The 14,179-nt window shown below is 64.7% G+C and carries 15 protein-coding genes; 4 read left to right on the plus strand and 11 right to left on the minus strand.

Annotated features, from left to right (window positions below; translation table 11 throughout):
* Positions 1–50: 50 nt before the first annotated feature.
* From A2J03_RS11200 to A2J03_RS11215, 4 genes are all read right to left on the minus strand, one after another.
* Positions 51–1,184: a glycoside hydrolase family 76 protein gene (locus tag A2J03_RS11200; RefSeq protein ID WP_068373485.1), complete on the minus strand. Its 1,134-nt coding sequence runs from the start codon at positions 1,182–1,184 to the stop codon at positions 51–53.
* A gap of 43 nt (positions 1,185–1,227) precedes the next feature.
* Complete coding sequence (locus A2J03_RS11205) at positions 1,228–1,908, minus strand: TrmH family RNA methyltransferase (protein ID WP_068373488.1); 681 nt, start codon at positions 1,906–1,908, stop codon at positions 1,228–1,230.
* A complete protein-coding gene (locus A2J03_RS11210; RefSeq protein WP_068373491.1) occupies positions 1,905–2,510 on the minus strand; it encodes a DUF6636 domain-containing protein in 606 nt (201 codons plus the stop codon). The genes A2J03_RS11205 and A2J03_RS11210 overlap by 4 nt, the downstream gene beginning before the upstream one ends.
* Positions 2,511–2,593: 83 nt before the next feature.
* On the minus strand, positions 2,594–3,382 hold the full coding sequence (locus A2J03_RS11215) for an SDR family oxidoreductase (RefSeq protein WP_068373494.1): 789 nt from the start codon (positions 3,380–3,382) through the stop codon (positions 2,594–2,596).
* 88 nt (positions 3,383–3,470) lie between these two features.
* On the opposite strand from A2J03_RS11215, the gene A2J03_RS11220 reads away from it, so the two are divergent.
* The gene (locus A2J03_RS11220) at positions 3,471–3,923 is read left to right on the plus strand and encodes a hypothetical protein (RefSeq protein ID WP_068373497.1); all 453 of its coding nucleotides are present in this window, start codon (positions 3,471–3,473) and stop codon (positions 3,921–3,923) included.
* Here A2J03_RS11220 and A2J03_RS11225 read toward each other — a convergent pair.
* Positions 3,888–4,559, minus strand: a complete 672-nt coding sequence (locus A2J03_RS11225; protein WP_068373500.1) for a lysoplasmalogenase — start codon at positions 4,557–4,559, stop codon at positions 3,888–3,890. The genes A2J03_RS11220 and A2J03_RS11225 overlap by 36 nt on opposite strands.
* Positions 4,560–4,682: 123 nt before the next feature.
* On the opposite strand from A2J03_RS11225, the gene A2J03_RS11230 reads away from it, so the two are divergent.
* The 3 genes from A2J03_RS11230 (at position 4,683) to A2J03_RS11240 (ending at position 7,985) form a co-directional block, all read left to right on the plus strand.
* On the plus strand, positions 4,683–5,282 hold the full coding sequence (locus A2J03_RS11230; protein WP_068373503.1) for an Rv1733c family protein: 600 nt from the start codon (positions 4,683–4,685) through the stop codon (positions 5,280–5,282).
* Positions 5,283–5,611: 329 nt separating this feature from the next.
* Positions 5,612–7,408: a hypothetical protein gene (locus A2J03_RS11235; RefSeq protein WP_068373506.1), complete on the plus strand. Its 1,797-nt coding sequence runs from the start codon at positions 5,612–5,614 to the stop codon at positions 7,406–7,408.
* Between the two features lie 70 nt (positions 7,409–7,478).
* Positions 7,479–7,985 (plus strand): class F sortase, encoded by a 507-nt coding sequence (locus A2J03_RS11240; protein WP_231912487.1) that lies wholly within the window; start codon positions 7,479–7,481, stop codon positions 7,983–7,985.
* A 101-nt stretch (positions 7,986–8,086) separates the two neighbouring features.
* Here the strand turns inward: A2J03_RS11240 and pyrE are convergent, their stop codons facing one another.
* From pyrE to A2J03_RS11270, 6 genes are all read right to left on the minus strand, one after another.
* Entirely contained in the window at positions 8,087–8,626 is a 540-nt protein-coding gene (pyrE, locus tag A2J03_RS11245; protein ID WP_068373513.1) for an orotate phosphoribosyltransferase, read from the minus strand.
* Between the two features lie 57 nt (positions 8,627–8,683).
* The gene (locus A2J03_RS11250) at positions 8,684–9,253 is read right to left on the minus strand and encodes a LemA family protein (RefSeq protein ID WP_068373516.1); all 570 of its coding nucleotides are present in this window, start codon (positions 9,251–9,253) and stop codon (positions 8,684–8,686) included.
* Between the two features lie 66 nt (positions 9,254–9,319).
* Entirely contained in the window at positions 9,320–10,132 is an 813-nt protein-coding gene (locus A2J03_RS11255; RefSeq protein ID WP_068373520.1) for an SDR family NAD(P)-dependent oxidoreductase, read from the minus strand.
* 59 nt (positions 10,133–10,191) lie between these two features.
* Positions 10,192–11,082, minus strand: coding sequence for a hypothetical protein (locus A2J03_RS11260; RefSeq protein WP_068373523.1), 891 nt, complete (start codon positions 11,080–11,082; stop codon positions 10,192–10,194).
* Positions 11,083–11,146: 64 nt separating this feature from the next.
* Positions 11,147–12,091, minus strand: a complete 945-nt coding sequence (locus tag A2J03_RS30510; protein ID WP_068373526.1) for a DUF5666 domain-containing protein — start codon at positions 12,089–12,091, stop codon at positions 11,147–11,149.
* Between the two features lie 96 nt (positions 12,092–12,187).
* On the minus strand, positions 12,188–14,179 hold a 1,992-nt coding region (locus A2J03_RS11270), incomplete at its 5' end, for an ATP-dependent Clp protease ATP-binding subunit (protein ID WP_068373528.1).

The following is a 14,179-nucleotide window of genomic DNA, read 5'->3' on the forward strand; positions in this document are numbered from 1 at the left end:
GTCGGATTCCACCAGGTTCCCATAACCCGATACCCTAGCTAACCAATTGTCTAGCTGCGGAAGCCTGCGGCCGACACCGTGAACGCAGCCTCCATCAGCATCCACCCGCTCAGCTGGACGGCGAAGTCCCGTTCGGGCTCCGACGAGGACCGGACCGTTCCGCCACTGAAGGTCGCCACGGACAAGCCCGGACCAGGCAAATGCGCCTGCGTCTCCCACGCCGCACCGAACAGCGGGTGGTCCTCCACCTCGAGGCGGTTCTCCCACGCTGCCTCGGCGGAGGCGAGCACGATCGATGCCGCCAGAGCGCGCGACGCCTGGTCCTCGTCGGTGTCGCCGGGCAGGTCGGTCGCAACGAACGCGAGATAGCGGGCGAGAATGCCGTTGAACAACCCGCCGTCACCTCCGCCACCTCCGACGATGACGAGATCGCGACACAGCCGAGCCTCGACGGCCGCCACCAGTGCGTGTACTCGTTCGCGATGCCGAGCGTCGCCGAGCCGAACCGCGAGCTCGGTCTCGATGCCGAGCACGACACCCTGGCAGTAGCTGTACACCGCCCGATCGAGCACAGCCGGGTCCCGGGCCGTTCCGCTCGGTCGGACGCCGTCGAGTATCAGGCCGCTCTGACGATCCTTGAGCTTCGTGTCCAACCAGTCGGCCATCGCCTGCGCGCGCCACAGTCGTCCTGTCCTCGCGAGAAGGATCGATGCGGGTCCGTTTGCCGGCGCGTTGAAGAAGTCGTCGCCTTTGCGCCACGGTATTCCGCCGCCCGCCCGCGGGGACCAGGCATCGAACAACTCCATCTCGATCTTCTGAATCCCGGTCCGGTTACCCACCGAATGCAACCGCTGGGCACGTTCGAGTGCCAGACCGAGCCAGGCCATATCGTCGTAATAGTTGTTGGTCCAGCCGGTGATGTTTCGAATGCGGTGCGCACGAGCTATTTTCGCCAGTCGCCGACGACGCTTCGACGTAGGCTCACGACTGGCCGCATCGACTGCGCAATCGAGCAGATGCGCCTGCCACCAGTAGTGCCATTTGAGAAACAGGCGCTCGCGCCGCACAGGTGGCCATGCGACGACGCCGAGCGCCGTGCACGGCAGGCCCCACAGCCGCCGCACGTGCCGCGCGAGAACCGCCCCCTCCGCCGAGTCAGCCCGCTGCGCCCATAGCTCTTGCATAACCTAAGATCCTGCCATCTGCGACTGGAGTCGTCACAAACAGTCAGGGCCAGGCCTGTGACAGATCAGCATGACGCCTGATCCACGAGTGCATCGCGATCCCAGCGGCGACGCCGGCATTGATGCTTCGAGTCGAACCGAACTGGGCGATGGAGACCGTCATGGAAGCACCTGCCCGGGCATCGGCAGTCACACCGGGGCCCTCCTGACCGAACAGCAGCACACACTCGCGCGGTAGGTCGGCAGTCTCGATCGGCACCGATCCCGGCGTGTTGTCGACCGCCACCACGGTCAGCCCCTCGGCGCGGGCGTACTCGAGAAGATCTGCCACCGTCTCGTGGTGGTGAATGTGCTGGTAGCGATCGGTGACCATGGCACCTCGCCTGTTCCACCGTCGGCGCCCCACGATGTGAACTGCCTGCGCGGCAAATGCATTGGCGGTCCGAACCACAGTTCCGATGTTGGCATCGTTGCCGAAATTCTCGATGGCGACATGGAGCGGATGACGCCGGGTATCGATGTCGGCGACTATCGCTTCCCGCGTCCAGTAGCGGTAGGCGTCGACGACGTTGCGACGGTCGCCCGCGTCGAGCAGGTCGGTGTCGTACTCCGAACCCAGCGGCCTTGGCTCATCGTGTTCCTGCTCCCACGGCCCGACGCCGTGCGGATGCTCGCCCCACTCGGTGGGACCGGCGCCCTCTCCCCCAATATCGTTGTTGCTCAATAGATTTCGTTGCTGTCCGGAGCGATGCGGAAGCCGTGCCCGGTCTCGTCGTTGGTACACGAGATACCGTTCGCCATGGATCGGCACGAGTAGCCGTCGGCCTCGATCGACTGACCCACCGCAAGCGGGGGGTCAATGGTCTCGCCACCCGAGGTGTAAACAGCGCCGCCGGAACACATGAACTCGGCCTCACCAACGTTGGTGACTCGAATCCCGTTGCCCCAGCTGATCATGCAGTCCTCGGGCCTCGGCGGCACCGGCGCCGTGGTTCCCTGGCATCCCGCCTCGGTCCTGCTGGCGAGGGTGACGATGCCGCATTGGAACAGTCCGTCGGGTGAGGAGAAGTAATATGCACCGTCCAGCGCGGCGTATGTGGTCTGCGGCGTAGGGATCGGTTCGGGTTCGACGGGCGGAGGCGGAGGAGGGGCCTCCGTCGTCGTGACGGGCGCGGGAAGCTCGGTGGTGGTAGTCGGCGCAACCGTCGTCGTGGTGGGTGCGGCAGCGGGTTCTGCACCCGACTCGCTGCCACACCCGGACAGAACTGCCACGATCGCCACCGACGCCGCCACTGCCACACGCTTGTTCACACGCGTTCTTGCCATAGAAAACCCCGACCCCACTTTCGCTCACCCGTACTGCTGAGCGACCCTACCGGCGTAGCCGGAACCGTGCCGTTGGCAGGCGGCTACTTGTGACTGAGCCGCCGGTTGACCTCGCGGGTGAGCCATGCCGGCGAGAATCGCGAGCCGAGCGAGAGCGCCTTGGACTGGATCCCGACCGGGAAGTGCACCTTGTGATAGAGCCGCTTCGACGGCTTGGTTGCGTCGAAGATCGCCTGAGACACGTCCTCGGCGGTGAGCTTGATGCCGAGCGAGTTGGTGGTGCCGGTCGACACGCCCTGCGTCATTGCGGTCTGGACGAACAGTGGCCACATCGCCTTCACCGAGATGTCGTATTCGGCCCATTCGAGGTCGAGCGCTTCGGTGATCCCCCGGACCGCGAACTTGGTAGCTCCGTAGGTGACCAACTCGGGCTGACCGTAGATGGCCGACGCCGAACAGAGATTGATGACCTGCGCACCCCGGGTGGCCTTCAGGTACGGGAACGCAGCAAGCGTGCCGTAGATGACGCCATTGAAGTTGATGTCGATCTGGCGCTTGTGGACTTCGATGGGCATCTCCTCGAAGCGCCCGGCAACCAGGATTCCCGCATTGTTGATCAAGACGTCGAGACGACCGTTCGCTTCGGCGTCGAACTCTTTCAGCCGCTCTTCCCACTGCTTGGGGTCGGTGACGTCGAGGATTCCGGTGACTACACGCCCCCCGGTCGAGGTGATCGCCTTGTTCAGCGAGGCCAACCCCGTCTCGTCGATGTCATAGGCACCGACGAGGTAACCGGAACGGGCAAATTTGAGGGCAGTGGATCGTCCGATCCCGGCGGCAGCGCCGGTGATGAACACAGTAGGTGAGGACACTTCGACATGATAAGCGTTACCTCGATTATCGGTAAGCCCCTCGAGCACAATTTCGGTCTAGGCTGGAAAAGCCTCGAGGAGATTTCGGATGAACCACCAACGAACTGCGCGCGCAGTTGCCGTCGTCACTGCGGGTTATCTCGTCGTCCTCGTTGTCTGGATCGGCTGGTTGAGAGCCGCGGCACCACCGGGCACACTCCCCTATCAACTCGCAGCGCTGGTCGCGGGCTTCGGTACCGCCCTGGGGTTGGCGATGATGGTCGCCAATCGGCGGACGGCAGAGCAACGCCGATTGGCGAGAAGCGGCGTCGAAGGGTGGGCCACCGTCGAAGAGGTTCGTCCGGTCGACGACACCCACACCGAACTGCAGATGCTCTTCACGATCCCTGGGTCGGAATCGTTTGCGGGCCGTGTCGTCTACTCGATCCCGCCGGGAGAGAAGGCGCGGTTTCACGCCGGAGCGATCGTGCCGATCTTGGTCGACCCCTCGGACCGTCATCGCGTACTACTTCTCCCGCGCGAGCCCCTCGACGAGGAATAGCTGGGCAAGCGCGTACGTCGCAAGGATCGCGCCTTCCGCCACTCGGCGATGCGACTCCCTGTCGAGAAACAGTCGCCGGAACACGATCAGTGCGTCCGACGCGGTGAACAGTATTCCGCCGAGTGCGAGCCTCGATCGAGGGTCCGAGCCAGGGACGACCACCCCCGCGACGGTGTCGGATCCCGGCGCGACCGCTCGGTCGGCGGCAAGGGTCGACATCGCGGCGAGGGTCAGTCCATAGCCTGCAAGTCCTGGGGCCACTGCCGGTGACTTACGCGTCAGCAGCGCGGCGGCAGTGGCCCACCCCGCGAGCCGCGGGACGGCGTTCGCTGAAGTCGGCCTGGCACCGCGCTCGGCCAGCAACCAGCAATAGCATCCTTGCATCACTGCGAAAGCCGCAGCCCCGCGAAGAATGCGGGCATCGTCGTCCGGATCGATCAACAGCACGTCGCCGACGGTGGCCGCAGTGAGCGCAACCCCGAGCGTCGACATGGGCCGAACTCCGCGCGCCGCCAGCGCCGGGACCATCAACGGCTTGGCAATTCGCTGCAGTCTCTCCGAACCGATGACCGCCCCGAATACGGTGGCTGACGTCGCCCCCACGAAGGCGAGCCGGGACAGCGTCGAGCGATTCATCGGGCATCTCCGTAATTTTGCCGGGCTAACAATTGTGTGATGCTGGCCCCTTTTGCTTGTCCGCAGCCGAGCACCTTGTCACTGTTGAAAGGTAAACACAGGACACGGGAAGTAGGGACGACTATGCGCCGGAAGCACTCAGACCACGCCAAGGCGTCCAGTATCGACCCCCACATCGGTCACAATCCCCTGCTTCGCCGATCCGATCGCGCGCAGGCACGAACGAAGAGCATCGTCGTCACCTTGATGATTCTCATGCTGCCGCTCTCTGCATGGTTCGCGATGACGACTCTGTCCGCCCAGATCGATCGGGTTTCCGAGCAGCAGCACTCCCGCCATTCCGTCACCGCCACGACTACGGCCGAGGCCAAGGCCACGGCGCTCGCGCAGTCCGACGTCAGCGTCCAGACCACCACGGCCGTCGACGCGACATGGACATATGCGGGCGTCGAGCACCAGGGTCAGGTCTCCGCCGTCAGCGGATCCCCTGCAGGCACCGAAACCGCCATCTGGGTGGACGACAACGGAGTCCGTTCGATGCAACCACTCACGCGCGGCGACGCCGTGGCAGCCGCTATGTTCACCGGAATCGGCAGCTTCCTCACGGTGACCCTTCTCCTCTACGGCATGTACGCCGCGTACCGCTTCCACCTCGACAATCAGCGCGAATCCGAATGGGATCTTGCGATCAAGAACTTCATGGACGAGAACAGCCTGAGCTGACCCGGCTCGTCCCAACCGTGCCCCAGGTAACGGGCCCCCAGGTGACCGGGCCCCCAGGTGACCGCCCCAGGTGACCGAATGAGTCGTTCGCACACTCAGAGTGACCGAATGAGCCGTTCGCTCCGGCCTGGCCCGACCCAACAACCACTGGAGTCACAGCAACACCATCAGTAACACTTCCATAACCAAACAGACGACAAAGGTTCAAATACCTAACGGTCGGTTACGGTCCTTGAAGCACAAGTACGTGTGCCTCACTAAAAGCATTTCCGGATCGGGACGGAGGTGTCGGTGGCGCGAGCCACCACGACCGAAGGGCTAGAACATCCATGTCGCAGAAGTCGATTGCTCGATCACGGCGGACTCGCCTCGCTGCAGCCGGAGCTGCACTTGCACTGTCGTTCGCTGTCGCAGGACCGGGAACAGCATTGGCACAGGAAACACCCACACCGGAGCGCGTCGTCGAAGAAGCTCCCCCTGCCGACGATTCGACCGGTGAGTCCGGGGAGCCGAGTGCTCCCACCGAGAGCGCCGCGGAGACTCCGGATCCGCTGGTGGTCCCCAATGTGATCGTTGCCGAAGGCGGCGCCGCCGCTGCTCCTGCGCCCTCCACTGAACGTCCGCTCCCCCAGGTCACAGGCGGAGTGGTGGTCAACGCCGACGGATCGGTCACGTTCAATGTCGACGTCGTTCCTCAACTCTCCGATGCCGAGAAGGCAGCTCTGACTGCGGCAGAACAGGCAACGAAGGCTGCGACCGACGCGTCGGTCGCAGCGCAGACTCGATACGACGCAGCAGTCGCCGCCGCCGCAGACACGACCGAAGCGTCGGCAAAGGCAGAGGTCGACGCTGCGGCTGCCGCTCTGGAGGCAACGAAGGCGACCCAGGCCGCGGAAGCTGCCAAACTCGACAGCATCACTGCGTCCGGTCTCGCCACCAAGGCCAAGGAGGAAGCCGCAGCGGCCGACAAGACCGCAGCCGATGCGAAGGCCGCAGCGGACACCGCGGCCGCGGAGGCAACGGCCGCCGAAGCGAACGCCACGAAGCTGGAGGCCGACGCCATTGCCGCCGGAACCCCCGAAGCGGTCGGAGCCGCAGCCGAGGCTCGCGCCGATGCGAGCGCAAAGGCGGAGCTTGCCGCCACCGCCAAAGCCGATTCCGATGCAGCGACACAAGCCGCGCGCGAAGCCTTCGACGCGTTGCCCGCCGCCTTCGAAACTCTGAATGCAGCGAAGATCAACACCGCCGTTCGTGCGGCAGCAGCAGCCACAGCCAAGGCACTGTCACTGGCAGTGGAAGCACGAAGTGCTGCAGCAATATCCGCCGCTGCCGAGTCCACCGCACTGGACCTCGAAGCAGCGGCTGCCACCTCGACCGACGCAGCCACCGAAGCAGGCAAGGCAGCCGAAGAGGCAAGGACCGCAGCGGATGCGGCGGCAGCCGACGCCGCAGCCAAAGCGACGGCCGCCGAGGAAGCAGCGTCCGCTGCCGCCGCCGCGGGCGATGCATCGGCGGATCTTCAGACGAAGGCCGACGATGCAGCTACTGCACTTGCAGCCGCCGAGACTGCTGCCGACGCGGCAATTGCCAAGGCGGACGAGCTCGCTGCTGCGGCACAGGACGCGAAGGATGCGGCCGACAAGGCAACCGCAGACGCAGAAGCTGCCAAAACTGCGGCAGCCGAAGCGAAGACGAAGGCTGACACTGCAGCGACGGCCGAAGCAAACCTGAAGGCCGAGGCCGCCGAACTCGCTGCGAGCGGTCCGAAGTTCAACTGGACGATCAACCTGGGCAACGCTGTTCGCGAGAACGTCGACGTCACCGAGGTCGACGACAACACGGTCGTCGTCGACGAGACGGGTGTTCGACTGGTCGGTGTCTCGAACGACGACGGATCCTTCACCGTGGTCGACTACTTCACGACCAACGAAGACGGTGTGACCGTCGCGGCGGGTGAACTGCCTGCCGTCGACCTGGCACTCGGTGATTCGTCTGCGGCCGCGGACAGCGACAGCGGATCGAGCAATCTGCCCGCGATCCTGATCGGTGCCGGAGTGGTCGGCGTCGCTGCCGTCGGCACCACCGTCTACCTGCGTCGTCGTAACTCGTCAGATGCGGCTTCGTAGCTTCGCAGTCGCTCTGAGCGTCGCGTTGCTGGTATCGGGTTGCGCGAGCGAGCAACCCGATACTGCACCTGTGGATCGATCGCCGGTGGAGTCACGAATTTCGGTGACTCCACCGGCCCCCGTCGCCGCGGCACAGCCCGACTGGATCGAACTGAGGTCGGCCGATTCGGTGACGTACATGAGCAACGAGATAAACCCTGACGGGCTCTATCGCGGTGGTGAGAGCGGGCAGGTTCTGAACCCGGTCGACGAGCGTCCGGCATGGTGGGCCGAGAGTGGCATGCCGGGAACCGACACCCAGCAGACCGTTGTGGTTGTGGGACACAACTATTCGACGCGCGATGCACCTTTCAGGGCGCTGAGCGTGATGCAGCCCGGCGATCAGGTCGTGCTGTCGACACCGTCCGGAGTTCTGCAGTACTCCGTCGAGACCGTCGGTCCGCTGCCCAAGGGTTCGTTGTTGGGCGACAACGAGCTTCGTCGTTCCGTACCGGGGCGATTGATTCTCGCCAATTGCGACGTTCGCGACGGGGAGCCCACGGACGACAACTACATCGTCGTCGCCCAGCTGCAGTAGCATCCGGTCCCGTGGGCCTCCGGCCCAGTGGCGCGGTTGAGTGCACTCCAGAACACTTAACCGCGCCACTGGGGGCGGAGCCCCCTGAGCGCCGGCGCCGACTACAGACCTAGATCCGCCAGCCCGAGGAGCGAGCGGTACTCGAGCCCCTCGGCGGCGATGACGTCGTCTGCTCCGGTTGCTCGGTCCACGACGGTTGCCACCCCGACGACCGTCGCACCGACGTCGCGGAGCGCCTTGACCGCAGTGAGCGGCGAGTTGCCAGTAGTAGTGGTGTCTTCCACAACCAGAACACGCTTCCCGACGACGTCGGGACCTTCGATCTGACGCTGCATCCCGTGCGCTTTCGCGGCTTTGCGCACGACGAAACCGTCGATCGGCTTCCCTGGTGCGTGCACGATCGACAGTGCGACGGGATCCGCTCCCATCGTCAACCCGCCGACGGCATCGAAATCCCAGTCGGCGACGAGGTCGCGCATCAGGGAGCCGATCAGCGCGCTCGCGCGATGGTGAAGCGTCGCACGTCGCAGATCGACGTAATAGTCGGCTTCGTTGCCGGAGGACAACGTCACCTTGCCGTGTACGACGGCGAGCTCTCGAACCAGCTCGGCCAGTTCGGCGCGCTGGGCACTGTCGGCCATTGTGGTTCCCTTCGGTCGATTCCGTGGATGAATCTACCGACCGCATTCCTTCTCGGGCTATGCGGGCACATCCTCCGGCTGCCCGTCGGCGACGAGGTCGACATGTTCGACGAACGGTTCGGGGGCGGAGACCTTCAGTGCTTTCGCCATCGGCTTCGTTGCGAACGACGTGCGGAGCTGAGCGAGCTTGTATGCATTGTCGTTGTACACCCGGACTGCGCCCGCAATGCGCTTCTCGGTCGTTTCCAATTCTCCTGCGGGTCCCTGGAACGCCCAGTTGGATCGGAGGCTCGGATGCGTGTCGGACTCCGACAGTACGGCGTGCACAGCCGCCGACAGCGCGTTCTCGGCCGCGGCTTGCGCCGCGAGACCGAGTTCGCGTTCACGCACTGCCTTGGACCACGAGCGTGCACCGACGAGTTGACGCACAAGGGACTGGTCCAGATCCGAGGACTCGAGTGCCGCGATGAACGGTTCCAACTGCCCGTAACGTCGCTCGAGCTCGACCGTCACGAGCTCCCTGCTCGCGGCGGTGTTCGAGCGGTAGCGACGCACACGCCGTTCGACACTCGCCGCATACGCGAGAACTGCAAGGACGAGGATCGCCGCAATCACGAAAACAGTCACAAGGTCTGAATTTAACGGCACTATGCGGAACTCGCCCGGAGGCTCGCCCGTGAGAACGGATTCTCGTTAAGTTCGTCCCCGCCCCCGACCGACCAGATTAGTCAGCTTGCGCACCGCGCTCTTGGGTATTTTCGTCCCGACCGCAGTCAGAATCTTGTACTGGGCACCGGGAACGCTGATGACCTTACCTTTGCCCAGGTCGCGCATCGATTCGCGGACGACCTGCTCGACGTTCAACCACATGAACTTCGGGATCGAGGACATCTCGATGCCCGCGCGCTCGTGAAACTCGGTCTTGACGAACCCGGGGCACAACGCCTGCACCTGAACACCGGTTCCGGCGAGCCCCCCGGAGAGTCCCTCGGAGAAGGAAACGACGTAGGCCTTCGACGCCGAATAGGTCGACCCGCGTCCGGCCAAGATGCCCGCGACGCTGGCAACGTTGACGACCGTGCCTTTGGCAGCTGCCACCATCGACGGCAGAGCAGCACGCGTCAACTGCATCACCGCGGTGACGTTGACGTCGAGCTGAGATTGCAGAAGGTCTGGCTCAGCCGTCCAGAATTCGCCCGCCGTCCCGAATCCGGCGTTGTTGACGAGGAACTCGACGCCCCGATGCAGCCGTTCCGCGGTCGCATCCCGTCCCGCCTGCGTCGAAAGATCCGCGGCAATGATCTCCGAGTCGGCGCCGAATCGAACCCGCAGGTCGTCAGCGAGCGCCCGCAACTTCAGTTCGTTTCTGGCGACAAGTACCAGGTCGTAGCCACGTGCGGCGAGGTGGGTTGCAAAGCCCGCTCCGAGACCTGAGGTAGGACCGGTGACAAGGGCAACCGGACGGACGGTGACAGGGGACGCTGGTTCGATCGGTTCGGCGGTCATGGAACTGTAGGCTACGGCGTTTGCCGGTCGTTCTGCAGACCCGCCGCGACGAGGAGAATTCAGTAGTCGGTCGGGCGACGGTCCGCATCTCGGGTGATCGGAGTCGGACGATTCTGAGGTTCCACCCGCGACGGCGGGGCAGGTCGTGTGCCTGGCCGTGAATCGTCGCGACGAATACCCGCATTGCGCGCTTGGTCGGGGTCCAAGTGGCCTGGGGCGGGGCGGCCGTCATCGGGGACGCTTCCACCCCGTCGTCGCGGCGTTGCGTCCATGTCGGAGCGTCCGGCAGGAGTTTGCGAACGACGGCCCTGCCGCGGTGCGTCGACCCTGCCCGAACCGGCGGATGTGCGAACGACGGGCGGAAGCACGTGCAGCATCCCCGACAGCCTCGCTACGGCGTCGATCGCGGCGTCCCAATCTCGACCGGTGCTCCCGAGCGGCAAGGAACCGAGGGTCCAGTCGCTCTCGCTCCAGATCAACGACATCTTCGCCGGAACGGATTCCGTGAACGCGGCCATTCGCTGGTCGCAGACTCGACGGGCTACATCGGTGTCGGTTGCGAACACGACACGCGGCCCGATCGACCCGAGAAGCTCCATGTCTGGATCCCGCGGCGGAGGTGTCGACTTCAGGCGCAGATCGATGTCCACGTCGGAACCGACCGGGCGCTGTACTGCGACGATGGTCGCGAGCTCCTCGACGTCGAAGAGTACGAACTTCTCCCCACGCCGAACGCCGCGCACGAGGTCGAGCGCCGTGGTGTGCTCGGGCTTGGCCAACGCCGCGCGCCTGAATCGAAGGACGATCTCGTCGTCGTCGGCCGAGTAGGTGTAGCCCTGGGCCTTCGCCCACATCTGACGCACGCGTCCGACCTGGTCTCGACGCGAACGATCGATATAGAGAAGGGCGACCGCGCCCACGAGGGCGATCGCTGCAAGTCCGAACCACATAGCCGTCATCGGTCGTCAGCCTATAGCGTCGACGGTCGAAGCCCGCGGAACGACCCGGGAGCGCCTATCCCCCGAGGTCCGGCGTTTCGACGATGACATCGGCGGTGATCGTGCCGTCCTCCATCGGGCTACCGTTCACCACGACGAGCGAACCCACTTTCAGCGACGAGACATCGAACCCCGACAGCGACAGCACCTGAGTCTGCGGGGTGACGAGGACCGTGACCGGTGCACCGTCGATGCCCTGTATCGACAGAGTCGAGCCGTCGATCGCCGTGATGGTTCCGATCGCGGCACCGGACTCACCGAGAATCTCGGGGATCCCGCCCGGCACCAAACCCCCTGGAACCGACGGTGACACGGACGGCACCTGACTCGGCGGCACCGTCGGTAGCGGCGCCCGCGACGTCGACGAGGGACCGAGCGCCGTGGCCGGCTCCGACTCCTGATTGGACAGGACGAAAAAGCCCGCCAGCACGACTACGGCCAGCGCAGCAAGGGCCACCAGCGCAAGTAGCCACTTTCTGGAGGAATTGCCGCCCGATCCCGGATCTTCGGAAACGTACGCCGTCTCGCCTGTGTAGTTGGGGGGCTGTCCATAGTTCTGACCTGCATAGTTTTGACCCGTATAGCCCTGATCTGCGTAGTGCTGATTCGCGGCGTAGTGCTGATTCGGGTCGTACGGCGGCATCGCCTGCGTCGGGTTCGGCTGGCCGTACTGGGGCTGACCGTACTGGGGCTGACCGTACTGGGGCTGACCGTACTGGGGCTGACCGTACTGGGGCTGACCGTACTGGGGCTGACCGTACTGCTGTCCCGACGGATACTGCTGGGGCTGACCGTACTGCTGGCCCGACGGATACTGCTGGGTCGGCTGATCCGGCAGCGGCTGGGAGTCCGGGTATGCCTGCCATGTCTCGGTCGGCTGGTCGGACTCTGGACGATCGGGCGGCGGGTTCGCCGTCCCGTCGTCCCACGGCCGTTCGCGCGGATCTTCCGGGTAAGTCATGCACCGAGGGTACGTCCCCGCGGTCGTGGCGCGCGGTGCCCGAACCCCACTATTGCGCGGCAACAGGGCGTTGTCGCGCAATAGTGGAGCGGTCTGCTAGCCCAGAATCAAGCCGTCTCCATCGGGGCTGACGTTCACCGACACGACATCTCCGTCGTGAACCTTGCCGGCCAGCAACAGCTTTGCCAACTGATCACCGATGGCCTGCTGGATCAGCCTGCGCAACGGTCGAGCGCCGTAGAGCGGGTCGTACCCGCGGGCCGCGAGCCACAACTTCGCCGGCGAGGTCACGTCGAGCGTCAGCCTGCGCGTCGCCAGCCGCTTCGCCAGCAAGCCGAGTTGGATGTCGACGATCGATTCCAGCTGTTCCTCCGATAGCGAGTCGAACACCACGACGTCGTCGAGTCGGTTGACGAACTCAGGTTTGAACGCGCGCCGGACAGCGTCCATGACCTCGTCCTTCGATCCGCCCGCACCGAGGTTCGAGGTGAGGATCAGGATCGTATTCCGGAAGTCGACCGTTCGGCCCTGGCCGTCCGTCAGCCTGCCTTCGTCGAGCACCGCCAGCAAGATATCGAAGACATCCGGGTGGGCCTTCTCGACCTCGTCGAACAGCACCACGGTGTACGGACGCCTGCGCACTGCTTCGGTGAGCTGACCGCCCGCCTCGTATCCGACATAGCCGGGAGGGGCCCCGACGAGCCGTGCGACAGCGTGCTTTTCGCTGTACTCACTCATGTCGATCCGGACCATCGCTCGTTCGTCGTCGAACAGAAAATCCGCAAGCGACTTCGCGAGTTCGGTCTTGCCGACGCCGGTGGGACCGAGGAACAGGAAGGATCCCGTCGGACGGTTCGGATCGGCGACGCCTGCACGAGACCGCCTGACGGCGTCGGACACCGCTTGCACGGCATCCTTCTGGCCGACGACGCGCTTACCCAGCTCGTCTTCCATGCGCAAGAGCTTGGCGGTCTCGCCCTCCAACATCCGACCTGCGGGGATACCCGTCCATGCTGCGACGACATCGGCGACGTCGTCCGGGCCGACCTCTTCCTTGAGCATGACGTCGCCCTGCTTCGGCGAGGCTTCGGTCTTCTGGGCGAGTTCTTTCTCCAGCGTCGGAATGCGCCCGTAGCGGAGCTCTGCTGCTTTGCCCAGGTCGCCGTCTCGCTCGGCGCGCTCGGACTCGCCGCGGAGGTTTTCGAGCTCCTCCTTGAGAACTCGCACCGAGTCGATAGCATTCTTTTCGTTCTGCCAGCGAGTACTGAGCTGGTTCAGCTTCTCCTGGCTGTCGGCCAGCTCGGCTCGCAGCTTGTCCAACCGAGCTTTCGACGCGTCGTCGGTCTCCTTCTCGAGCGCCATCTCCTCGATTTCGAGACGACGGACCGCCCGCTCGACTTCGTCGATCTCGACGGGACGTGAGTCGATCTCCATCCGCAGCCTCGACGCAGCCTCGTCGACCAGGTCGATTGCCTTGTCCGGGAGGAACCTCGAGGTGATGTAGCGATCGGAGAGTGTCGCGGCCGACACCAGGGCGGAGTCCGTGATGCGGACACCGTGGTGCACTTCGTAGCGCTCCTTGAGACCACGCAAGATGCCGACAGTGTCCTCGACAGACGGTTCACCGACGTACACCTGCTGGAATCGGCGTTCGAGCGCGGCGTCCTTCTCGACGTATTTGCGGTACTCCTCCAGTGTCGTTGCGCCGACCAACCGCAGTTCGCCCCTGGCGAGCATCGGCTTGATCATGTTGCCCGCGTCCATCGCCGACTCGCCGGTCGCGCCGGCACCGACGATCGTGTGCAACTCGTCGATGAACGTGATGACCTGGCCCGCGGAGTTCTTGATGTCGTCGAGCACGGCTTTGAGCCGTTCCTCGAACTCGCCGCGGTACTTGGCTCCCGCGACCATCGAACCGAGATCGAGCGATACGACGGTCTTGCCGCGCAGGCTCTCCGGCACGTCACCGGCGATGATGCGTTGGGCCAGACCCTCGACGATGGCGGTCTTGCCGACGCCGGGTTCACCGATGAGAACAGGGTTGTTCTTGGTGCGGCGAGACAGAACCTGTACGACGCGTCGGATCTC

Origin of the sequence: Rhodococcus sp. EPR-157 (genome assembly GCF_001647195.1) — a bacterium.
In the GTDB taxonomy this organism is placed as follows: Bacteria; Actinomycetota; Actinomycetes; order Mycobacteriales; family Mycobacteriaceae; genus Rhodococcoides.

Coding starts and splice junctions, on each gene's coding strand:
- A2J03_RS11200 (WP_068373485.1), bottom strand. CDS start 1,184: ATGCAAGAGCTATGGGCGCAGCGGGCTGACTCGGCGGAGGGGGCGGTT.
- A2J03_RS11210 (WP_068373491.1), bottom strand. CDS start 2,510: ATGGCAAGAACGCGTGTGAACAAGCGTGTGGCAGTGGCGGCGTCGGTG.
- A2J03_RS11220 (WP_068373497.1), top strand. CDS start 3,471: ATGAACCACCAACGAACTGCGCGCGCAGTTGCCGTCGTCACTGCGGGT.
- A2J03_RS11225 (WP_068373500.1), bottom strand. CDS start 4,559: ATGAATCGCTCGACGCTGTCCCGGCTCGCCTTCGTGGGGGCGACGTCA.
- A2J03_RS11230 (WP_068373503.1), top strand. CDS start 4,683: ATGCGCCGGAAGCACTCAGACCACGCCAAGGCGTCCAGTATCGACCCC.
- A2J03_RS11235 (WP_068373506.1), top strand. CDS start 5,612: ATGTCGCAGAAGTCGATTGCTCGATCACGGCGGACTCGCCTCGCTGCA.
- pyrE (WP_068373513.1), bottom strand. CDS start 8,626: ATGGCCGACAGTGCCCAGCGCGCCGAACTGGCCGAGCTGGTTCGAGAG.
- A2J03_RS11255 (WP_068373520.1), bottom strand. CDS start 10,132: ATGACCGCCGAACCGATCGAACCAGCGTCCCCTGTCACCGTCCGTCCG.
- A2J03_RS11260 (WP_068373523.1), bottom strand. CDS start 11,082: ATGTGGTTCGGACTTGCAGCGATCGCCCTCGTGGGCGCGGTCGCCCTT.
- A2J03_RS30510 (WP_068373526.1), bottom strand. CDS start 12,091: ATGACTTACCCGGAAGATCCGCGCGAACGGCCGTGGGACGACGGGACG.